The following is a 19,498-nucleotide window of genomic DNA, read 5'->3' as shown; positions in this document are numbered from 1 at the left end:
GCCACTCATGCCACCGTGATGCCGGCCGGCCCTGCGCGAGCGGCCCCGCCGGTCCATGTTCCATGCGGCTCGCGCCGGACCGATCCATGAAACGATTTCGCCCGCATGCCCTCGTCCTGCTGACCGGAGCCGCGTTCCTCGCGGGTGCGGCGGCCGTGGCCCAGACCTCGGCGCCCGCGCAGCCGGCGCCCGCGCAGAGCCAGGCGGCGGATGAGACGAAGGTGCTCGCTCGCGTCGATGGCGAGCCCATCACTGCCCTCGATCTCGAGATCGCGGCGCAGGATCTCGGCGACCGGCTGCCCGCGATGGCCGAGGCCCAGCGGCGGGACTATCTGATCGGCTACGTCATCGACCTGAAGCTCGGCGCCAAAGCGGCCCGGGCCGCCAAGGTCGATGCCGCGCCGGATTTCGAGCGTCGCGTTGCCTATTATCGCGACAAGGTGCTGCTCGACGAATATCTGCAGAAGGAAGTCGAGAAGGCGGTGACGCCCGAGGCCGCCCGCGCGCTCTACGACGAGACGGTGAAGAACCTGAAGCCGGAAGACGAGGTGCGCGCCCGGCACATCCTCCTCGAGAACGAGGAGGATGCGAAGAAGGTGGTCGCGCGGCTCGAGGCGGGGGAGGATTTCGCCAAGGTCGCCGGCGAGGTGTCGAAGGATCCTGGCTCGGCCAAGGAGGGGGGCGACCTCGGCTACTTCACGAAGGACCGGATGGTGAAGGAGTTCGCCGACGCCGCCTTCGCGCTCGAGCCCGGCAAGGTCTCCGCTCCCGTCAAGTCGCAGTTCGGCTGGCACGTCATCAAGGTCGAGGACCGGCGTGTGAAGCCGCTGCCGACCTTCGAGGAGGTGAAGGAGCAGGTCGAGGCCTATCTCGCCCGCAAGGCGCAGCAGGATCTCATCCTCGGCCTGCGCAAGGACGCCAAGATCGAGCGACTCGACAAGGCCGACAGCGCCAAGCCCGGCGAGAAGCCGGCCGAGCCGAAGAAGAACTGAGCAGATAGGGCCTGTCTTCCTCGCGGACCGGCCGTTGGTCCGCGAGGTCTTCCCCACCACCGCCCGCGCCGGCCCTGCACGAGGGCATCCCGAGGCATCCGATGTCCACCACCGTCTCCCCGCTTGCTCCCAAGATCGTGCCCGACATGCCCGCCATCGAGGGCGTGCGCTTCGCGACCGCCGCGGCCGGCATCCGCTACAAGAACCGCACCGACGTCCTGATGGCGGTGTTCGACGAGGGCACGACGGTGGCGGGCGTCTTCACGCGTTCCAAGTGCCCTTCGGCCGCGGTCGACTGGTGCCGGGAGCACCTTGCTTCCGGCACGGCACGGGCGCTCGTCGTCAACTCGGGCAACGCCAATGCCTTCACCGGCACGAAGGGCCGCGAGGCGGTGGCCCTGACGGCGAAGATCGCCGCCGCCGCTGCCGGCTGCCGGCCTGAGGACGTGTTCCTCGCCTCCACCGGCGTCATCGGCGAGCCGCTCGATGCGACGAAGTTTGAGGGCGTACTGGAAGACTGTGTGAGGCGCGCCGGGGGCGGGCCGTGGATCGAAGCCGCGCGTGCCATCATGACAACCGACACCTTTCCCAAGGTGGCGACGCGCACGGTCAATCTCGGCGGCGTGCCCGTGACCATCAACGGCATCGCCAAGGGTGCCGGGATGATCGCGCCCGACATGGCGACCATGCTCTCCTTCGTCGTCACCGACGCGCCCATTGCCGCGCCGGTCCTGCAGCGGCTCCTGGCGCGCGGCGTCGAGACCACCTTCAATGCGGTGACCGTAGACGGCGACACCTCGACCTCCGACACGCTGATGCTGTTTGCCACCGGTGCGGCGGCCAGGCGTGGCGCCCCGCGCATCGAGGAGGCGGGCGACCGCCGGCTCGCCGCCTTCCGCAAGGCGCTCGGTGAACTCCTGCTCGATCTTGCCCAGCAGGTGGCCCGTGACGGCGAGGGAGCGCGCAAGTTCATCACCGTCACCGTCGAGGGAGCGGTCAGCGCTGCCTCGGCCAAGCGCATCGCCTTCTCCATCGCCAACTCGCCGCTGGTGAAGACGGCCGTAGCCGGCGAGGACGCCAACTGGGGCCGCGTCGTCATGGCCGTCGGCAAGGCGGGCGAGCCAGCCGAGCGCGACAGGCTCACCATCTACTTCGGCGACATCCGCGTGGCGCACCAGGGTGAGCGCGACCCGTCCTACGACGAGGCGCTCACCACTGCCTACATGCGAGGCGACGAGATCCTGATCCGCGTCGATCTCGGTCTCGGACGCGGCAAGGCCACGGTGTGGACCTGCGACCTGACGAAGGAATACGTCGCCATCAACGGCGATTACCGCTCCTGAGGCACCGTCGATGAAGCTCGTCCTCGTCGCCGCCTGCGCCCTCCTCGACGTGGACGGGCGTGTGCTCATCGCCCAGCGGCCCGAGGGCAAGCAGCTCGCCGGGCTGTGGGAGTTCCCTGGCGGCAAGGTGGAGCCCGGCGAGCGGCCGGAGGAAACGCTGATCCGCGAGCTTCACGAGGAGCTCGGCATCACGGTGGCCGAGCCCTGCCTTGCGCCCTTGACCTTCGCGAGCCACGCCTACGAGACTTTCCATCTCCTGATGCCGCTCTATGTCTGCCGGCGCTGGGAGGGGCAGGTCATGCCGCGCGAGGGACAGGCGCTCAAGTGGGTGATGCCGAACCGCCTGCGCGACTATCCCATGCCGCCGGCAGATGAGCCGTTGATCCCGCATTTGACGGCGCTGATGTGAGCTTCGGCCGCAGGCAGCGTGACCGGCACGGTTCATTTGCCGGCGCAGGCCAGGTGCAGAAAGGCTCCGGCTTCGATTCTGGGCTGCGATGATTAGCCGGCGTCATTTCTGGCATCGACGACGAGTGGCAGCAGGGCCGTCCGGATCTTTTCCAAGATATCCACAGGCCTCTGGCTGTCGCGCGCGACAAGAACGTGCACGTAGTGGCCGGCCGCCAGCGCCTCGTTCTCGCCGGTGCGGAACACGGCGACGTCATAGGTGACGGAGGAGCGGCCGAGACGGGAGATGGCGAGCCCGACCTCGAGCGCGTCGGGATAGGCGGCGCTGGCGAAATAGGTGAGGCCGGTCTCCGCGACGAGGAAGATGTGCGGGCTCCTCGCGATGTCGATGAGGCCATTGTCGATGAGGAAGCGGTTCACCGCCGTGTCCACATAGGCGTAGTAGGTGACGTTGTTGACATGGCCGTAGGCGTCGTTGTCATGCCAGCGCGTTTCGATGCGGTGAAAGTGACGATAGGCGGTCCGGCTCGGCCGCGTCCGCCGCGCCGTGGCCGGGACGGGGGGCGTCGGATGATGGTTCACCAGGCAGCCTCGTAGATGCTGAGGGCGTCGGCCTCGCTCAGGGGCCGGGGGTTGTTGACGAGCAGGCGGGTCTGCTTCATGGCGTCGCGCGCGAGGCGGGGCAGGTCCTCACGCGGTATGCCGACGTCGCGCAGGCGCCGGGCGAGGCCGATCTCCTCGCACAGGTGCTCCAGGGCCTCTGCGAAGGCCTCCGCTCGCCGTGCCGCCGGCACTTCGGCGAGCCAGGGGAAGGCGCAGGGAGCGATCTCGGCATAGGCGGGGCCGCAGGCCTCGGCGTTGAAGCGCAGCACGTGCGGCAGCACGAGGGCGTTCGAGAGGCCGTGCGGCACGTGATAGTGGCCGCCCACCGGATAGGCGAGGGCGTGGACGGCTGCCACGGGCGAGTTGGCGAAGGCCTGGCCGGCGAACATGGCGCCGAGCAGCATGTTGGCGCGTGCCTCCCCGTGCGTGCCGTCGCGCACGGCCGAACGGATGTCGCCGCCGAGGAGCTTCAGCGCTTCTCTAGCGAGCAGGCGGGAGACGGGATTGTTGTTGGCGCTCGTCGAGGTATAGGCCTCGATGGCGTGCACCATGGCGTCGATCCCCGTCGCCGCGGTCACGTGATGCGGCAGCGCATAGGTGAGCTCCGGGTCGAGCAGTGCGATGTCCGGCAGCAGGACGGGCGACACGACGCCCTTCTTCTCGGCTTCGCCCGTGGTGACGATGGAGATCGGCGTCACCTCCGAGCCGGTACCCGCCGTCGTCGGCACCAGCACGAGCGGCAGGCGCGGCCCCTTCGCCTGGCCGACGCCGTAGACGGAGGAGAGCTCTTCCCCGCTGCGGGCAAGCAGCGCCACGAGCTTGGCGACGTCCATGGACGAGCCACCGCCGAAGCCGATGACACCATCCGCCTGCGCGGCGCGGGCCTCGCCCGCGGCGGCGAGCACCACGGCCTCTGGCGGGTCGGCCGTCACGCCGTCGAAGACGGTGACCGCGACGCCCGCCGCGGCAAGGGATGCGAGCGCGCCCTCATGCAGCTTCGCGTCGACGATGCCGCGGTCGGTGACGAGGATGACGCGTTTGCCCAGATGGCTGAGGGCGATGTTGCCGATCTGGGCGATGCTGCCGGCGCCGAAGACGATCGTTTTCGCCGTGCTGAAGGTGAAGGAATGCATCGCCTCCTCCCGTCCCGAGCCGGAACCTGCTCCAAAGCCGGTTCCCGGGCATGAGACGTGAGTGGCTGGCCGTTGGCAAGACCCATGGGCGGTTTTACCGCCGTGCGTTCATGCGCCCTCGTCCTTTCTGTCCGGCGCAAATCCCTTCAGCGCGTCGGCGAGGCGCATCTTCGCCGAGCCCGGTCGCAGAGGCTTCCGCTGGCTTTCATGCGGTGCCCAGCCGGACAGCCAGACGATGTCGAAGGTCGCCGGAATGCGCCCGTCCGCCATGGCGAAGCGCTCCGCATAGATGGCGGCGGCGCGTATCAGGGTTGCCCGGCGCAGCGGTGTGCGGCGACGCTCGACGAGGGTGTTGGTGAGGCCCATTGCCCTCAGGTCGCGCATGAGTGCGAAGGCGTTGTCGTAGCGCACGGTCAGCGTATCGACGTCCGTGACCGGCAGGGCGAGGCCGGCGCGCTGCAGCAGGCCTCCGAGGTCGCGCAGGTCCGCGAAGGGTGCGACGCGCGGGCTGACGCCCCCTTCGACTTCCGCCTCGGCGGCCGCGAAGGCGGTGCGCAGCTCGTTCAGCGTGCTGCCGCCGAAGAGGCAGCCGACGAACAGTCCGTCGTCGACGAGGCAGCGGCGGATCTGCGCAAGCGAGCCCGGCAGGTCGTTGACTCCCTGCAGAGCCAGCAGCGACACCACGAGGTCAAAGCTCTTCGGCGCGAAGGGAATGAGTTCCTCGTCCGCAACCACCGTCGCCCCGGCCGCGGTGGGGAGGAGCGGGCGGACCGGAGCTGCATGCAGGACGTGCCCGACCTGCCCGCTCGCCAGGAGTGCGGCGGCCGCACCGCCATGCGGCGTGCCGAGGTCGAGGGCCCGCGGAAAGCTGCGCTTGACGGCCGCAATCCGTTCGGCAAGCTCGTCGCAGACCCGCGTCAGGAGGAAGTCGGCATAACCGAGACGCCCGGCGCGCGTCAGGCGCAGGCGCTGCTGACGACGGTCGAAGATCTGGGGGGCATTTGTCATGGCGCGTGATCCGTTGCGGCCTTATGGGCCGTCGCGCGGGCAAGGTCAAAGCATTCCGGCCCGGCACCGATGAACCTTGTTGCCGAAGCGTCTCTCGCTTCCCGCCTCCATCGCTCCGTCCGGCGGGCGGGGACGAAGCTGGCCGATCTTCTCTATCCGCCTCGCTGCGTCGCCTGCGGCGCGGCCACTGCCGAGGCTCATGCGCTCTGTCCGCGCTGCTGGAGCGGGATCGCCTTCATCGAGCGACCGTTCTGCGAGCGGCTCGGCACGCCTTTCGCCGTGGATATCGGCGGGCTGCTCCTGTCGCCGGCGGCCATCGCCGAGCCGCCGGTCTTCGGCCGGGCGCGGGCGGTTGCCCGTTTCGACGGCGCCGTGCGGGAGATGGTGCACCGGCTGAAATACGGCGATCGCATGGATCTTGCCGAGGCCATGGGACGCATGATGGTGCGTGCGGGCGGCGAGATCCTGGCCGGGGCGGACGTGCTGGTGCCGGTGCCGCTGCACCGCATGCGGCTTTTCATGCGCCGGTTCAACCAGGCTGCGGCGCTTGCCCGTGTTATCTCCCGCCTCACCGGCGTGCCCTGGGAGGCGGAGGTGCTGCGCCGCGTCAGGCGCACGCGGCCCCAGACGGGTCTCACGCGGCTCCAGCGGGCCGGCAACCTGCAGGGTGCCTTCGCCGTGCCGGCCGACAGGCGCGCGCATGTGGAGGGCCGTACAGTCGTCCTCGTCGACGACGTGCTGACCACCGGCGCGACCGCCAATGCTGCCAGCCGTGCGCTGCTGCGCGCCGGCGCACAGCAAGTGGACGTCCTCGCCTTCGCGCGAGTTGTCGTCGGCGGGGATTGACGCCTATATGACAGCAAGGGCGCCGTGAGCCGGCGCCACAAGACAAGGCAGGAGAAGGATGGCCTCCGTCGTCATCTATACCAAGTCCTGGTGCCCCTACTGCAGCGCTGCCAAGGATCTGCTGCAGCGCAAGGGTGTCGCGTTCCAGGAAATCGAGATCACCGGCCGCAGCGACCTGCGCGACGAGATGATCGAGCGGGCGGCCGGACGCACCACCGTGCCGCAGATCTTCATCGGCGAGCGGCATGTCGGCGGCTGCGACGATCTCTATGCGCTCGATTCCCGCGGCGAGCTCGACGCGTTGCTCGCGGCTTGAGGCTCCGGGCGCCGGAGTGACCGAGAGATGATCCGCTACGATCTCGTCTGCGACAAGAACCATACATTCGACAGCTGGTTCACCGACAGCGCGGCCTACGAGAAGCTTTCGGCCGGCGGGCTCGTCACCTGTCCCCACTGCGGCTCCGCCCGGGTCTCGAAGGCCATCATGGCCCCGGCCGTGAAACGGACGGACAGGGACCAGCCGGCGCTTCCGTCCGCGCCGGCGGGCGCGCCCGCCGAGTCCGGTCCTGTAGCCCTCCTCTCCGAAAAGGATCGGCAGATACGCGCTTTCCTGCGCGCCGTGCGCCGTCATGTCCTGGAGAACGCCGAGAATGTGGGCGACCGCTTCCCCGAGGAGGCCCGGCGCATGCATGCGGGCGAGACGGAGGAGCGCGCCATTTACGGCGGCGCTTCGCTCGAGGAGGTGCGTGCCCTGCACGAGGAGGGCATCGAGGTTCTGCCGCTGCCGCGCCTGCCGGAAGAGGGCAACTGAACCCCTGCGAGCGGCTTTGACGCCGGTGTCCGCTGGCATCAATCTGGGCGGCGACGACAATGGAGCTTCCAGCCATGGCTGATCCTGCCTTCCGCTCCGTGCGCGGCCGCGTGCTCACCTTTCTTGCGCCGCCGCAAGGGGCGGGGGACGAGGCGAGCTATCGCTATTTCGTCGACGGCCTCGTGGTGGTGCGGGACGGCCGCATCGCAGCGGTCGGCGAGGCGGCCCCGCTGCTCGCGACCCTGCCGCCCGGCACGCCAGTCGATCACTACCCCGATGCGCTCATCCTGCCGGGATTCATCGATCCGCACATCCATTTCCCGCAGACACAGGTCATCGCTTCCTATGGGACGCAGCTGCTCGAATGGCTCGAGAAATATACTTTTGTCGAGGAGCAGCGCTTCGCCGATCCAGCCCACGCGGCCGAGCAGGCGGTATTCTTCTTCGACGAGCTTGCCCGCAATGGGACGACGACGGCGCTCGCCTTCTGCTCGGTCCATCCCGTCTCGGTCGACGCCTATTTCGCGGAGGCCGAGCGCCGCGGCATGGGCATGCTCGGCGGCAAGGTGATGATGGACCGAAACGCGCCGCCGGCCCTCACGGATACGGCGCAGCGCGGCTATGACGAGACGAAGGCGCTGATCGTCCGCTGGCACGGGCGTGGGCGCCAGCGCGTCGCCATCACGCCACGCTTCGCCATCACCTCGACGGCCGGGCAGCTCGCGGCTGCAGGGGCGCTCAGGCGGGAGCATCCAGACCTTCTCGTGCAGACGCACCTGTCGGAGAACTGCGCCGAGATCGAGACGGTGCGCCGGCTCTTTCCCGAGGCGGACGGCTATCTCGACGTCTACGACCGGTTCGGCCTCACCGGCGAGCGCAGCCTCTTCGGCCATTGCATCCACCTCACCGAGGCCGAGCGCCGCCGCATGGCAGAGACGGGTTCGGTCGCCGTCTTCTGTCCCACGTCCAACCTTTTTATCGGCAGCGGTCTCTTCGACATGAGGAAGGCCGTCAGCGAGACGCCGGCCATGCGCGTCGCGGTGGCGACGGATGTCGGCGGCGGCACGAGCTTCTCGATGCTGCGCACCCTCGCGGAGGGCTACAAGGTGCAGCAGCTTCTCGGCTACAACTGGAGCGCGCTTGAGGCCTTCTACCTCGCCACCGCTGGCAATGCCGCGGCCCTCGGCCTTGCGGGCGAGATCGGCACGCTGGAGCCCGGTGCCTTCGCCGACCTCGTCGTGCTTGATGCGCGGGCAACGCCGGTCATGGCCAACCGCATGGCGCGGATCGACGGCGACCTCGAGGCGGAGCTGTTCGTGCTCATGACGCTCGGCGACGACCGGGCCGTGCGCGCCACCTATGCCGCCGGCCGGCTCGTTCATGCCAGGAGCTGAGCGCCCGTCCGGTCACACCTTGCGTGTCGCGAGCTGCGCGACGGCTTCGGCCGTCTCGGCCGCGAGCCGCGCCATGAGTTCCGCCGCACTTTGGCGGCGTGCGAGGCGCACGCCCTGCCCGGCCCAGAGCGACAGGTAATCGGCCCGCCCGGCCCTGGCGGCGGCGGTGCGGATCGGCCGTGTCAGGGCGTTCTGCAGCGGGAAGGGGAGAATGGCGCCCCCGGCCTCCACCGCCGTCATGAAGCGGTTGGCGATGCCACGCGCCGGCCGGCCGGAGAAGGCGCGTGTCACCTGCGTCTCGTCTTCCCTCGCCGCCAGCAGGGCCGCGCGGTAAGCTTCAGGAATCCCGGCCTCGGCACAGGCGAGGAAGGCGGTCCCCATCTGAACCGCGCTGGCGCCGAGCGCGAGCGCTGCCGCGATGCCGCGCCCGTCCATGATGCCGCCGGAGGCGACGACGGGAATCGAAACGGCGTCCACCACCTGCGGCACCAGTGCCATTGTGCCGATCATGGCGCGCTCGAAGGGCACGGCGAAGGTGCCGCGATGGCCGCCGGCCTCGCTGCCCTGGGCCACGACCAGATCGGCGCCGGCCGCTTCCACGGCCTTTGCTTCCTCCACGGTCGTCGCCGTCGCAGCGAACAGCATGCCCTTCGCCTTGACGGCCGCCACGACGTCCGGCCCCGGCAGGCCGAAGGTAACGCTGAAGAGGCTGGCGCCGCTCTCCAGCACCGCCTCCACCTGCGCGGCGAAAGTATCGGCCGGCGCTGCCGGCATCTGCGGTCGGGGCAGGGCCAGCTCCTCGCAGAAGGGTGCGACGGCATCGAGCGCGGCGTTGGCATCGGCTGGAGGCTCCGGTGCCGGCAGGGGGGCGAAGAGGTTGATGCCGAAGGGGCGGGCCGTTGTGGCCCGCACGGCGGCAGCCGCCTCCCGAATCTGCTGCGGCGACAGATAGGCGGCGCCGATGACGCCGAGGCCGCCGGCCTCGCTTACGGCCGCGACGAGGGCAGGCGTATCGCTGCCGGCCATGGGGGCCTGGATGACGGGATGGACGAGGTCGAGGCGCTGCATGGGGTCAGTCCGCTCGTTCAGGGCGGACGAACGATAGCGCCGGACGAACCATCAGGAAAAATGGTTTTCGATGATGACAATCATCTCTTATGGAGATGGCAGGCCCGCATCACTGGCGCGTCACCTGGACTCGGCGCGGGCCGGCTCTTCCGTCGGGGTGGGAGCGTCGAGGGTCGCCCAGCCATTCGTCGTGCCGGTGGGCGGCAGGTTCGCGCGCTCGCGCTTGTCGCGCAGGATGTGGGCCTTGGAGATCATGAAAGCCGTCACCGGTGCCGTCAGGAAGATGAAAAGCGTGATGAGCAGCTCGTGGAGGGAGAGGCTGCCGCGCACGGCCACCGCAAAGATCATCGACGCGATGAGGATGGAGCCGATGCCCAGGGTGGTCGACTTGGTCGGGCCGTGCAGGCGGCGCATCATGTCCGGCAGCTTGGCGAGCGCGAAGGACCCGACCAGCAGGAAGAACGCCCCGACGAGGATGAGGGCGGCGATGAGGAATTCAGCGACGATGGCCATCGGTCCGTCCGGTGCGGGGTTTCATTCGATCACGTTGCCGCGCAGCAGGTACTTGCAGAATGACACCGTTGTGAGGAAGCCGACCATGGCAAAGAGCAGGGCGGCCTCGAAATAGACCGGCGCCTCGAAGAACATGGCGACGACGACGATGAGCGCGATGGCGTTCACCGTCATGGTATCGAGGGCAAGGATACGGTCGAGCACATCCGGTCCCGCGACGAGGCGGTAGACGTTGAACAGCAGCGACAGGCCGATGACTCCGATCGCGATCTGGCAGGCGAGCGTGATCATCCGAAGATCCTCTTCAGCCGAGCCTCGTAGCGGGTCTTGATCTGCGCGACGTCCGCGGCTGGATCGTCGCTGTTGAGGCAGTGAACGAGCAGCGCCCGCCCGTCGGCGGACAGGTCGCAGCTCACCGTGCCTGGCGTCATGGTGATGGTGCCGGCAAGAGCCGTGATGGCCTCGGGCGAGGTGATGTCGAGCGGCACGGTGACGAAGGTCGACTTTAGGCTGTCCCCGCGGCGGAAGAGGACGAGGCGCGCCACCATCACGTTCGAGACGATGATGTCCCACAGCACCACGAGGCCGTATTCGACGATGGCGAGCGGCGCCCTGATCCTGGGCCGATCGGGCCAGTAGGCGCTGGTGAGGAGGGGGATGAGAATGCCGAGGGCAAGGCCGAGCACGATATGGCCGGCCGATACGTCGTTCGCCAGCAGCAACCAGACGAAGGTGATAAACAGCGTCAGGATGGGGTGGGGGACGATCTTGCGCATGGCTCACAGTCCCGTCACGCTGGCCGTCTTGATGGTGCCGATCACGGCTTCGACGTACCCGCGCGTGTCGAGCGCCTGGTGCGCCGTTTCGCCGAGGGCGCGGGAGACGGGCGCCGCGAGGACCGACAGCAGGACCGTCGCGCCGATGAGCGTGGCGGCGGCCAGCGTCGGCACCGCGCGGCGCCGGACGTCCTCCTGCGCGGCCGGCGCCGGCTGGGCGGCGCTCTTCCAGAAGAGGACGCTGCCCGCCCGTGAGAAGCCGACGAGCATGAGGAAGCTCGAGCCGAGCACGACGGTCCAGATGGCGGCGGCGTGCGGAGTCGTCATCGTGGCGTCGAGGAGGAGCAGTTTGCCGAGGAAGCCCGACAGGGGCGGCAGGCCGACCGTGGCGATGGCGGCGAGGAAGAACAGGGCGCCGTAGACGTAGTCGCGCGGGAAGGGGGCAGCGGCGCTCAGCGTGTCGCGCGCCTTGCCGCGCCGGATGGCGATCAGATCCACCAGCAGGAAGAGCGCGGCCCCGGCCACGGTGCTGTGCACCAGATAGTAGAGCGCCGCGGTGACGCCCACTTCGTCGAACAGGCCGATGGCGATGAGCAGCGTTCCCATCGAGGCGACGGCGGCGAAGCAGGCGAGGTCGAGCAGCCTGCGGCTCGCGAGGACGCCGATGGCGCCAATGGCGAGGGTGACCATGGCGGCCGGGATGACCCACGGCTCCGCGACGAGGGCCAGCGGGCCGGCGTCCGGGCCGAAGACGAGGCCGTACATGCGCAGGATGCAGTAGGCGCCGACCTTGGTCATGATGGCAAAGAGCGCGGCGACCGGCGCCGAGGCGGCGGCATAGGTGGTGGGCAGCCACCAGTGCAGCGGCACCATGGCGGCCTTCAGTGCGAAGACCATGAAGAGAAGGAGCGCGCCGGTGCGCAGGAGGGCGACGTCACCCGTCGCGACCTGAGAGGCCTTCACCGCGAGGTCTGCCATGTTGAGCGTGCCGGTGACGGCGTAGATGATGCCGACGGCGATGAGGAACAGCGTCGAGCCGATGAGGTTGATGGTGACGTACTGGAAGCCTGCCTTGAGCCGGCGTGGCCCGCCCCCGTGCAGCATGAGGCCGTAGGAGGCGATCAGCATCACCTCGAAGAACACGAAGAGATTGAAGAAATCGCCGGTCAGAAAGGCGCCGTTGAGCCCGAGGAGCTGGAACTGGAACAGCGGGTGAAAGTGCCGGCCGCGCCTGTCCCAGCCGTTGATGGCGTAGACGATGACGACGAGGGCAAGGCATGCCGTCAGCAGCAGCATGGTGGCCGAAAGTCGGTCGAGCACCTGCAGGATGCCGAAGGGGGCCGGCCAGTTGCTGAGGAGATAGACGCGCAGTTCTCCATCGTCCGCGAGCCGGTAGAGCCCAAGGGTCAGGACGACGAGCGCCACCGTCGCGACGACGGAGATGACCCGCTGCAGGAAGAGGTTGTCGCGGGCGAAGAGCACGAGGCAGGCGGCGGTCAGCGCCGGCAGCACCGTGGGGACGACAATCCAGTGGCTCATTGGCGTGCCTTCCCGTCACGGGCCTCGAGGCCGTCCTCGCCGACGTCGTCCATGGCGACGCCATCCGATCCAGTTTCGAGGAAGCTGCGCAGAGCGAGGACGACGATGAGCGCCGTCATGCCGAAGGAGATGACGATGGCCGTCAGCACCAGGGCCTGCGGCAGCGGGTCCGTGTAGTCTGTCGCCGACGGATCGATGATCGGTGGCTTGTCGATGGTCAGGCGGCCCATGGAGAAGAGGAAGAGGTTGACGGCGTAGGACAGCAGCGCCAGCCCGATGATGACCGGGAAGGTGCGGGCCCGCAGCGTCATGTAGATGCCGCCCGCCGTGAGGGCGCCGATGGCGCTGGCCAGCAGAAACTCCATGCTCATTTGGCCGCTCCCTGGGTTGCGGTGAGGGCCGGCGCATCGCCGCCCACGGGCTGCGGCCTGTTGTCCATCGGGCCCTCCGGCACGGGCTCGCGTTCGGCCCGCTGCTCGACGCGGGCGATCTGCGACAGCGACAGCATCACGGCGCCGATGACGGTGAGGAAGACCCCGGTGTCGAAACCCATGGCCGAGGCCAGCTCCACGTCGCCGATGACGGGCAGGTGGAGGTGACCGAATGTGCTCGTCAGGAACGGGGCGTCGAAGAACCAGGAACCGATGCCAGTGAGGCCCGCGATGATGACGCCGGCGCCGATCAGCGCCTGGGCATTCACCCGGGCGCGCTCGGCGGCGAAGGCATAGCCGCTGGCGATGTACTGCATGATGAAAGCGATGGAGACGATGAGCCCGGCGATGAAGCCGCCGCCCGGCTGGTTGTGGCCGCGCAGGAAGATGTAGACGGCGACCGTGAGGGCGAGCGGCAGCAGCACGCGGGTGGCGACGACGAGGATGAGCGGATGGGCGTCCTTCGCCTCCTCGCCCTGGCGCATCGCGTCGAGCCGGCGCGCCGCCGCTCCCCGCAGCGCGTTGTCGAGCAAGGCGAAGATGGTGAGGGCGGCGATGCCGAGCACGATGATCTCGCCGAAGGTGTCGTAGCCGCGGAAGTCCACCAGCGTGACGTTCACCACGTTGGTGCCGCCGCCGCCGGGCTTCGACTGGGCGATGTGGAAGTCCGAGATGGTGGAGAAATCGCGCGTCATCACCGCATAGGCGATGCCGGCGATGCCGAGGCCAGCCACGATTGCGACCGCGCCGTCGCGCAGGTGGATGCCGAGCCCCTTCTCGGGCGCCGTCTGCTTCGGCAGGAGGTTGAGCGCGAGCAGCAGCAGGATGGTCGTCACCACCTCGACGGAGATCTGCGTCAGGGCGAGATCCGGCGCCGACAGCGTCAGGAAGGAAAGCGAGACGACAAGGCCGATGACGCTCGTCAGGACCAGCGCCAGAAGGCGGTTGGCGTGGCAGGTGATGACGGCGAGCGTCGCGCCGAGCACGAGGATCCACGCCAGGATGGCCGTCGCGTTGACCGGCATGGGCGTCCGCTCGCCCGCCGCGTGCGGCGCGTCGAAGAAGGCGACGAGGCCGACGGTGACGACCGCTGCGATGGTGGCACCCGCATAGGCCTGCAGCGAGCCGGTGTGCGACGCGTCGATGAAGCGGCGGCAGACCGCAACGAGTGCGTCGATCACGCTGTCGAACAGGCGCTTGGCTTCCGGCCGCGGCAGGGAGCGGCGCAGCCGGTCGGCCGGATCGAAGGCCGCAAAGAGCGCGGCGCCGCCCGCGATCGCCACGAGGCTCATAAAAAGAGCGGGCGTCAGGCCGTGCCAGAGGGCGAGGTGGAATTCCGGCAGCGGCCCGCCGACGATCGCCATCGCCGTGCGGGTGATGACCGGCTCGGCGAGCATCGGCAGGATGCCGATGGCGATCACCGGAACGACGAGGACCGCGACCGGCAGCCACATGCCAAAGGGCGGATCGTGCGGGTGATGCGGATAGTCGTGCCGCACGGGGCCGAGGAAGGTTCGCACGGCAAAGCGCGCCGAATAGGCAACGGAGAGGAGGGCGCCGAGCGTCGCGAGCACCGGCACCAGCCAGGTCGTGCCGGCGAAGACGGTGTGCGACGCTTCCTCGAGCATCATCTCCTTCGAGAGGAAGCCGTTGAGGAGCGGGATGCCTGCCATGGAGGCGGCGGCGATGAGGGCCAGTGTCGCCGTGATCGGCATCAGCGTCACGAGCCCGCCGAGGCGGCGGATGTCGCGGGTGTGCGCCTCGTGGTCGACGATGCCGGCGCTCATGAAGAGCGGGGCCTTGAAGGTGGCATGGTTGAGGATGTGGAAAGCGCAGGCGACGGCCGCCATGTGAGTGCCGAAGCCGAGCAGCATCACCATGAGGCCGAGGTGGCTGACGGTGGAGAAGGCGAGCAGGGCCTTGAGATCGTCCTTGAAGATCGCGATCCAGGCCCCGACCAGCATCGTCACGAGGCCAGCCGGGGTGACGACCATGAACCACATGTCCGTGCCGGCGAGGACGGGCCACAGCCGCGCCAGCAGGAAAACACCAGCCTTCACCATGGTGGCCGAGTGCAGGTAGGCCGACACGGGCGTCGGCGCCGCCATGGCGTGCGGCAGCCAGAAGTGGAAGGGGAACTGCGCGGACTTCGTGAAGGCCCCAAGAAGGATCAGCACCAGCGCCGGCGCGTAGAGCGGCGAGGCCTTGACGACCTCGCCGCGTGCGAGGATCTCGCCGAGTTCATAGCTGCCGGCGATGTGGCCCAGCAGCAGCATGCCGGCGATGAGGCAGAGCCCGCCGCCACCGGTCACCGCCAGCGCCATGCGTGCGCCCTGGCGCGCCTCGGGCAGGTGCCGCCAATAGCCGATGAGCAGGAAGGACGAGAGCGAGGTCAGCTCCCAGAAAACCAGCATCATCAGGACGTTGTTCGACAGCGCGATGCCGACCATGGCGCCCTGGAACAGCAGGAGGTAGGTGTAGAACACCCCCATCGGATTCCTGCTGTCGAGATAGAAGCGGGCATAGAGGATGATGAGCAGGCCGATGCCGAGGATGAGCGTTGCGAAGAACAGGCCCAGCCCGTCGAGGAAGAAGGAGAAGCGCAGGCCGACCGGCGCGAGCCAGTCAACGCCCCAGGCCGGCACCTCACCCCGGTAGACGGCCGGCGCTTCACCGAGGAGCAGCACGAGTGCGGCGAGCGTGAACGCCCCCGCCAGGGCAGCGCAGGCATTGCGGCCGTATCGGATGGAAAAGACGGGGAAGACGGCTCCGAGAAACGGTAGCAGGGTGATCAGCGCCAGTTTCATGCGAGTGCGTCGTTCCCACCTTCGATTGACCGCATCCGGATCCCCGCGCTGCGGGCCGGCGCCGCCGGCCTCGCCCCGGGCCGTGAGCGCCCTCCGACATGGACGGCACGTCCGGTGCCGGACGATGGCAGGCGCGACAATCGCTTCGCCGGCGAGTGCCCGCCACTTCCAGCCTGGCCGTCATCCTGCCGAAAATCCACGGAAAGATGCCGGAGAGGGGATGTGCCATTCCAGTTGCGCACGGGTCAAGCCTTCAACATGGCCCGGCGTCGTTTTTTGCGGCGCAGCAAGAATTTAGGGCAGCTGCCGCTCCTCGAAGAAGTCGGCGACGCCGGCGTTCGTGGCGCGGTCGGCGGCCTCGATCGCCTCCTTGACGCGGTTGCGGTAGCTCATCAGCGCATTCAGCAGCTGGGCCGCATCGTGGGAAAGGCCGAAGCGCAGCCAGCTCTCGATGGTGCTCTCCGGCAGGCCGGTGCGGTCGCAGAACTCGCGCATGGACGAAAAGCCGAGGCCGGCCACGGTGGCGCGGAAGGCGTCCGGGCTCATCCGCTCCTTGAGCGCGTGGGTATGGACGCGCTCCATGACATGGCCGAGATCGTCGAGCGCCGTTTTCAGCGATCGCTTGGCAAGGTCCGGCAGGCGTGGCGCCATCGTCGTGCCTCCATCGCAGACGCGTCCGTTCAGCGGGCATCATGCGCCACAGCGGCGGCCGCGCAAGCACCACCTTCCCGTTCCGGGCAGCGGCCGCCGGTGCCTCTGCGTTATTTGGCAGTCTCTTGGCGTAGTTTGCTATCCACTATCCAGTCAAATTTGTCGACGGTGCGAATACCATCAGAGCGCTTCGACCGTCACAGCGCAGGCAGGCGCATCCGTCGGGCTTCCGGTGAAGGTGCAGTTGCGTCGTTTGTCAGTCGGGTCGAGGAGAGCGATCCCGGGGATGTTTCCCTGCGGGTCAGGCGACTTCGTTTCTTCGTTCGTTGCGCGGTTTTTATTTCATCACTGCGGAATTTTTCAGATGCAGCAGATCGTTTCCAGGCTGGCACATGGCATTCGCCGACACTCGGACAGGAACGAACTTCTCACGAATCTCGACAGCATCTTCTTCGCCTGTGTGACAGGGATCGCCGCGGCATGGCGCCTTCTGACACAGGCCTTTCAGGTTCTCTGCTACCGCGTCGCGGAGCATGACGTGAAATCGACCTATTTTCTTGTCCGCCGCAGGCTCGTCGGCGCGGTCGGATATGGCGTTTTCCTGTCGATCAATCTCCTGCACCACGTGCCGCTTGTCGGACACGGTATCGCCATCTCGCTCAGCGGGCTGATCCTGAAGAAATATGCCGGCTGGTTGTGCAGCGTCCATTTCCATCGGTCGCCCGACCGGACTGGGCAGGCTCTCGGATGGCGGGATCTGCTTGGTGGCAACCTGACCGTGACCCCGATCCTCTTTTTCGATCCGGCCTATTACCAGCGACATTTTCCGGGGCGTTCCCTCGCCGTTGCGGAAGCGCTCCTGCATTTCCTGCTCGTCGGCCGCTGGCGACAGCTGAACCCGACACCCTGGTTCTCTTATCCCGTCTACCTCAAGAGAAACCCGGACATTGCAGACTGGGGAGGCGAGCCTTTCCGGCATTTCGTCGCCTTCGGGCTGCAGGAGGGGCGCAGCGCCAGCGACATGTTCGACCCAGGCAGTTACCTCGCCGCCAATCCGGATGTGGCAGCAAGCAACATGCCGGCGCTGGAGCATTTCGTGCGCTTCGGTGAGGCCGAGCGCCGGCGCGGTGTGCCGCTTCCGCCCCGGCCTGAGGAGACCCGCTTCCCCGACGACGATCACGATGCCGATCACGATCTGCGAAAAATCCTGGCCCTGCCGCGGCCGGGCACGATGCAGCAGCTCCTGAGGTGGGCCTCGCGCAAGACGGTCGATGTCATCATTCCCGTCTACCGGGGCAAGCGCGAAACTGTCACCTGCCTCTACCGTGTACTTTCGGCGCAGAATGAAACGTCCTTTCGCGTGGTCGTTATCGACGACTGCTCCCCGGAAGCGGACCTGTCGGACATTCTCCGGCTGCTGGCCAAGAAGGGCTACATCCGGCTGATCAGGAACGAGCAGAACGAAGGCTTCGTCAAATCCGTCAACAAGGGGATGAGGCTTCACCAGACCCGCGATGTCATCCTGTTGAACTCGGACACGGAGGTGTTCGGCAACTGGATCGACCGCCTGCGCCAGGTCGCGTTGGCGGATGAGAGCACCGGCACGGTGACGCCCCTGACGAACAACGGGACGGTCTGCTCCTACCCCTTCTTTAACGAGGACAATCACCGGCCGCTTGAGGTGCCCTATGCGGAGCTCGACCGAATCGCCTCCTCGGTGAACGCGGGGGTCGTCATCGAGCTGCCGACCGCCGTCGGCTTCTGCATGTACATCAGGCGAAAGCTCATCGACCAGATCGGCGAGTTCGACGCCGAGGCTTTCGGGACAGGCTACGGCGAGGAGAACGACTTCTCCCTGCGCGCCATCGATGCCGGATGGAAGAATGTCGCTGCCGCCAATGTCTTCGTCCGCCATCTGGGCGCGACGTCGTTCCAGGATCAACGGCGGGAGCGGGTCGAACGCGCCATGCGGGTCATCAACGAGAGGCATCCGCATTACCAAACGCAGGTGCAGTCCTTTCTCCAAGCCGATCCGATGCGCCCCGCGCGCGAGCGGATCGATCGCGAGCGCCTCAGGCGCGCATCTTTCGAAAGGAACGTGCTGATCATCAGCCATCTGCGCGGCGGTGGCACGGAACAGCACGTGCGCGAGGAGATCCAGCGCCTGGAGGCCGCGGGCTACGGCGTCTTCCGCGCGGTCGCTGATCCGCGTGTCCACGACCGCTTCGACATCGTCGCAACGCATGCGGCGAGGACGTCGACGCTGTCGGCGATCCGCATCGCCAGCGATCCGCAGCGTCTCCAGCGTGTTGCGGAGGACCTCGCGATCGCCGAGGTTCACGTCCATCACATCATGGATTTCGGTTCGCGTCCCGCCATCGGCGTGCTCAATCTGCTCAACCATCTGCAACGGCCGTGGAAGGTGGTGGTGCATGACTATTTCGGCATCTGTCCGCGCGTGAACCTCGTAGACACGAAGGGAATCTATTGCGGCGAGCCCGGAAAGCGGGCCTGCCAGGCCTGCCTGCAGGCCAATCCAACGGAGTTCGGCGTGCCCGACATCCAGACGTGGCGGGCGGATTATCACAAGCTTTTGGCGGGGGCGGCGTCTGTGATCGTGCCGGACGAGGATATTTTCCCGATATCGTCTTTCAGATCCGGCCGCACGACGATGTCGAGCCCATGCCGCTGCTCAAGCGGCCGCGGCCCGGTTCCCGCGTGTTGCGTGTCGGCGTCCTCGGCGCGATCTCCGCGATCAAGGGGTTCGAAAAGCTTCTCGACTGCGCGACCGATGCCCGGCTGCGCCGCCTGCCCCTCGAGTTCGTCGTCATTGGCTACACGGAAAACGACGAGAGGGCGGTGGAAGCAGGGATCATGGTGACGGGCCCCTATGACAACGCCACCGTCCTCGACACCATCGATTCCCTCGATATCGACGTCATCTTCCTGCCGTCCGTCTGGCCGGAGACGTATTCCTATACGCTCTCGCTGGCTTTAAGGTCGGCGCGCCCGATTGTCGTGTTCGATATCGGTGCCGCCGCACGCCGGATCCGCGGGCTGCCAGGCCACAAGCTCATTCCGCTGCATTACAACGGCTGGAAGATCAACAACGCAATCCTCGAGCTTCTGCCCTAGCGCAGCCGGACGGCGCCCGGGCACTGGCCCGGTTGGGCAT

20 protein-coding genes are annotated in these 19,498 nt (G+C 67.8%); 9 read left to right on the top strand and 11 right to left on the bottom strand.

The features are described 5' to 3' along the window. Positions 1-86: 86 nt before the first annotated feature. From HNQ73_RS05330 to mutT, 3 genes are all read left to right on the top strand, one after another. Positions 87-992: a peptidylprolyl isomerase gene (locus HNQ73_RS05330; protein WP_244649897.1), complete on the top strand. Its 906-nt coding sequence runs from the start codon at positions 87-89 to the stop codon at positions 990-992. Positions 993-1,093: 101 nt separating this feature from the next. After that, entirely contained in the window at positions 1,094-2,335 is a 1,242-nt protein-coding gene (gene argJ / locus HNQ73_RS05325; RefSeq protein ID WP_183332976.1) for a bifunctional glutamate N-acetyltransferase/amino-acid acetyltransferase ArgJ, read from the top strand. A gap of 10 nt (positions 2,336-2,345) precedes the next feature. Next, positions 2,346-2,744 (top strand): 8-oxo-dGTP diphosphatase MutT, encoded by a 399-nt coding sequence (gene mutT, locus HNQ73_RS05320; protein ID WP_183332974.1) that lies wholly within the window; start codon positions 2,346-2,348, stop codon positions 2,742-2,744. A 92-nt stretch (positions 2,745-2,836) separates the two neighbouring features. Here the strand turns inward: mutT and HNQ73_RS05315 are convergent, their stop codons facing one another. From HNQ73_RS05315 to HNQ73_RS05305, 3 genes are all read right to left on the bottom strand, one after another. Then, positions 2,837-3,325, bottom strand: a complete 489-nt coding sequence (locus HNQ73_RS05315) for an acyl-CoA thioesterase (RefSeq protein WP_183332972.1) — start codon at positions 3,323-3,325, stop codon at positions 2,837-2,839. Then, positions 3,322-4,479: an iron-containing alcohol dehydrogenase gene (locus HNQ73_RS05310; protein ID WP_183332970.1), complete on the bottom strand. Its 1,158-nt coding sequence runs from the start codon at positions 4,477-4,479 to the stop codon at positions 3,322-3,324. The genes HNQ73_RS05315 and HNQ73_RS05310 overlap by 4 nt, the downstream gene beginning before the upstream one ends. Positions 4,480-4,587: 108 nt before the next feature. Further along, a complete protein-coding gene (locus HNQ73_RS05305; RefSeq protein ID WP_183332968.1) occupies positions 4,588-5,487 on the bottom strand; it encodes a methyltransferase domain-containing protein in 900 nt (299 codons plus the stop codon). A gap of 69 nt (positions 5,488-5,556) precedes the next feature. Between HNQ73_RS05305 and HNQ73_RS05300 the strand changes: the two genes are divergently transcribed. The 4 genes from HNQ73_RS05300 (at position 5,557) to guaD (ending at position 8,538) form a co-directional block, all read left to right on the top strand. After that, on the top strand, positions 5,557-6,333 hold the full coding sequence (locus tag HNQ73_RS05300; RefSeq protein WP_183332966.1) for a ComF family protein: 777 nt from the start codon (positions 5,557-5,559) through the stop codon (positions 6,331-6,333). Between the two features lie 58 nt (positions 6,334-6,391). Next, positions 6,392-6,649: a glutaredoxin 3 gene (gene grxC / locus HNQ73_RS05295; protein ID WP_183332964.1), complete on the top strand. Its 258-nt coding sequence runs from the start codon at positions 6,392-6,394 to the stop codon at positions 6,647-6,649. Positions 6,650-6,676: 27 nt separating this feature from the next. Then, the gene (locus HNQ73_RS05290; protein ID WP_183332962.1) at positions 6,677-7,144 is read left to right on the top strand and encodes a DUF1178 family protein; all 468 of its coding nucleotides are present in this window, start codon (positions 6,677-6,679) and stop codon (positions 7,142-7,144) included. Between the two features lie 74 nt (positions 7,145-7,218). Then, positions 7,219-8,538, top strand: coding sequence for a guanine deaminase (gene guaD, locus HNQ73_RS05285; protein ID WP_244649895.1), 1,320 nt, complete (start codon positions 7,219-7,221; stop codon positions 8,536-8,538). Positions 8,539-8,550: 12 nt separating this feature from the next. On the opposite strand, the gene HNQ73_RS05280 is transcribed toward guaD, so the two are convergent. The 8 genes from HNQ73_RS05280 to HNQ73_RS05245 form a co-directional block, all read right to left on the bottom strand. Further along, entirely contained in the window at positions 8,551-9,627 is a 1,077-nt protein-coding gene (locus HNQ73_RS05280; RefSeq protein ID WP_183333345.1) for an NAD(P)H-dependent flavin oxidoreductase, read from the bottom strand. A 99-nt stretch (positions 9,628-9,726) separates the two neighbouring features. Further along, positions 9,727-10,119 carry a Na+/H+ antiporter subunit G gene (locus HNQ73_RS05275; RefSeq protein WP_183332958.1) on the bottom strand — a complete coding sequence of 131 codons (393 nt, stop codon included), beginning with the start codon at positions 10,117-10,119 and terminating at the stop codon, positions 9,727-9,729. A gap of 21 nt (positions 10,120-10,140) precedes the next feature. Beyond that, on the bottom strand, positions 10,141-10,410 hold the full coding sequence (locus HNQ73_RS05270; RefSeq protein ID WP_183332956.1) for a K+/H+ antiporter subunit F: 270 nt from the start codon (positions 10,408-10,410) through the stop codon (positions 10,141-10,143). Further along, positions 10,407-10,895 carry a Na+/H+ antiporter subunit E gene (locus HNQ73_RS05265; RefSeq protein ID WP_183332954.1) on the bottom strand — a complete coding sequence of 163 codons (489 nt, stop codon included), beginning with the start codon at positions 10,893-10,895 and terminating at the stop codon, positions 10,407-10,409. Before HNQ73_RS05265 ends, HNQ73_RS05270 begins: the two co-directional genes overlap by 4 nt. Before the next feature lie 3 nt (positions 10,896-10,898). Further along, positions 10,899-12,434, bottom strand: coding sequence for a monovalent cation/H+ antiporter subunit D (locus HNQ73_RS05260; RefSeq protein ID WP_183332952.1), 1,536 nt, complete (start codon positions 12,432-12,434; stop codon positions 10,899-10,901). Continuing rightward, entirely contained in the window at positions 12,431-12,799 is a 369-nt protein-coding gene (locus HNQ73_RS05255; RefSeq protein ID WP_183333344.1) for a Na+/H+ antiporter subunit C, read from the bottom strand. The genes HNQ73_RS05260 and HNQ73_RS05255 overlap by 4 nt, the downstream gene beginning before the upstream one ends. Positions 12,800-12,801: 2 nt before the next feature. After that, positions 12,802-15,672 (bottom strand): monovalent cation/H+ antiporter subunit A, encoded by a 2,871-nt coding sequence (locus HNQ73_RS05250; protein ID WP_183332950.1) that lies wholly within the window; start codon positions 15,670-15,672, stop codon positions 12,802-12,804. 294 nt (positions 15,673-15,966) lie between these two features. Continuing rightward, positions 15,967-16,323 carry a hypothetical protein gene (locus HNQ73_RS05245; protein ID WP_183332948.1) on the bottom strand — a complete coding sequence of 119 codons (357 nt, stop codon included), beginning with the start codon at positions 16,321-16,323 and terminating at the stop codon, positions 15,967-15,969. Between the two features lie 364 nt (positions 16,324-16,687). On the opposite strand from HNQ73_RS05245, the gene HNQ73_RS18230 reads away from it, so the two are divergent. Then, on the top strand, positions 16,688-19,204 hold the full coding sequence (locus HNQ73_RS18230) for a glycosyltransferase (RefSeq protein WP_183332946.1): 2,517 nt from the start codon (positions 16,688-16,690) through the stop codon (positions 19,202-19,204). Next, positions 19,183-19,458, top strand: a complete 276-nt coding sequence (locus tag HNQ73_RS18225; RefSeq protein ID WP_183332944.1) for a hypothetical protein — start codon at positions 19,183-19,185, stop codon at positions 19,456-19,458. Before HNQ73_RS18230 ends, HNQ73_RS18225 begins: the two co-directional genes overlap by 22 nt. The last annotated feature ends 40 nt before the right edge of the window (positions 19,459-19,498 follow it).

Origin of the sequence: Chelatococcus composti (assembly GCF_014201415.1) — a bacterium.
Taxonomy (GTDB): Bacteria; Pseudomonadota; Alphaproteobacteria; order Rhizobiales; family Beijerinckiaceae; genus Chelatococcus_A; species Chelatococcus_A composti.
This window is presented reverse-complemented; position numbering and strand designations above follow the sequence as displayed.

Coding starts and splice junctions, on each gene's coding strand:
- argJ (WP_183332976.1), top strand. CDS start 1,094: ATGTCCACCACCGTCTCCCCGCTTGCTCCCAAGATCGTGCCCGACATG.
- HNQ73_RS05255 (WP_183333344.1), bottom strand. CDS start 12,799: ATGGAGTTTCTGCTGGCCAGCGCCATCGGCGCCCTCACGGCGGGCGGC.
- mutT (WP_183332974.1), top strand. CDS start 2,346: ATGAAGCTCGTCCTCGTCGCCGCCTGCGCCCTCCTCGACGTGGACGGG.
- HNQ73_RS05265 (WP_183332954.1), bottom strand. CDS start 10,895: ATGCGCAAGATCGTCCCCCACCCCATCCTGACGCTGTTTATCACCTTC.
- HNQ73_RS05330 (WP_244649897.1), top strand. CDS start 87: ATGAAACGATTTCGCCCGCATGCCCTCGTCCTGCTGACCGGAGCCGCG.
- HNQ73_RS05250 (WP_183332950.1), bottom strand. CDS start 15,672: ATGAAACTGGCGCTGATCACCCTGCTACCGTTTCTCGGAGCCGTCTTC.
- HNQ73_RS05310 (WP_183332970.1), bottom strand. CDS start 4,479: ATGCATTCCTTCACCTTCAGCACGGCGAAAACGATCGTCTTCGGCGCC.
- HNQ73_RS05305 (WP_183332968.1), bottom strand. CDS start 5,487: ATGACAAATGCCCCCCAGATCTTCGACCGTCGTCAGCAGCGCCTGCGC.
- HNQ73_RS05275 (WP_183332958.1), bottom strand. CDS start 10,119: ATGGCCATCGTCGCTGAATTCCTCATCGCCGCCCTCATCCTCGTCGGG.
- HNQ73_RS05260 (WP_183332952.1), bottom strand. CDS start 12,434: ATGAGCCACTGGATTGTCGTCCCCACGGTGCTGCCGGCGCTGACCGCC.
- HNQ73_RS05290 (WP_183332962.1), top strand. CDS start 6,677: ATGATCCGCTACGATCTCGTCTGCGACAAGAACCATACATTCGACAGC.
- HNQ73_RS18230 (WP_183332946.1), top strand. CDS start 16,688: ATGCAGCAGATCGTTTCCAGGCTGGCACATGGCATTCGCCGACACTCG.
- HNQ73_RS05270 (WP_183332956.1), bottom strand. CDS start 10,410: ATGATCACGCTCGCCTGCCAGATCGCGATCGGAGTCATCGGCCTGTCG.
- HNQ73_RS05245 (WP_183332948.1), bottom strand. CDS start 16,323: ATGGCGCCACGCCTGCCGGACCTTGCCAAGCGATCGCTGAAAACGGCG.
- HNQ73_RS05300 (WP_183332966.1), top strand. CDS start 5,557: ATGAACCTTGTTGCCGAAGCGTCTCTCGCTTCCCGCCTCCATCGCTCC.
- grxC (WP_183332964.1), top strand. CDS start 6,392: ATGGCCTCCGTCGTCATCTATACCAAGTCCTGGTGCCCCTACTGCAGC.
- guaD (WP_244649895.1), top strand. CDS start 7,219: ATGGCTGATCCTGCCTTCCGCTCCGTGCGCGGCCGCGTGCTCACCTTT.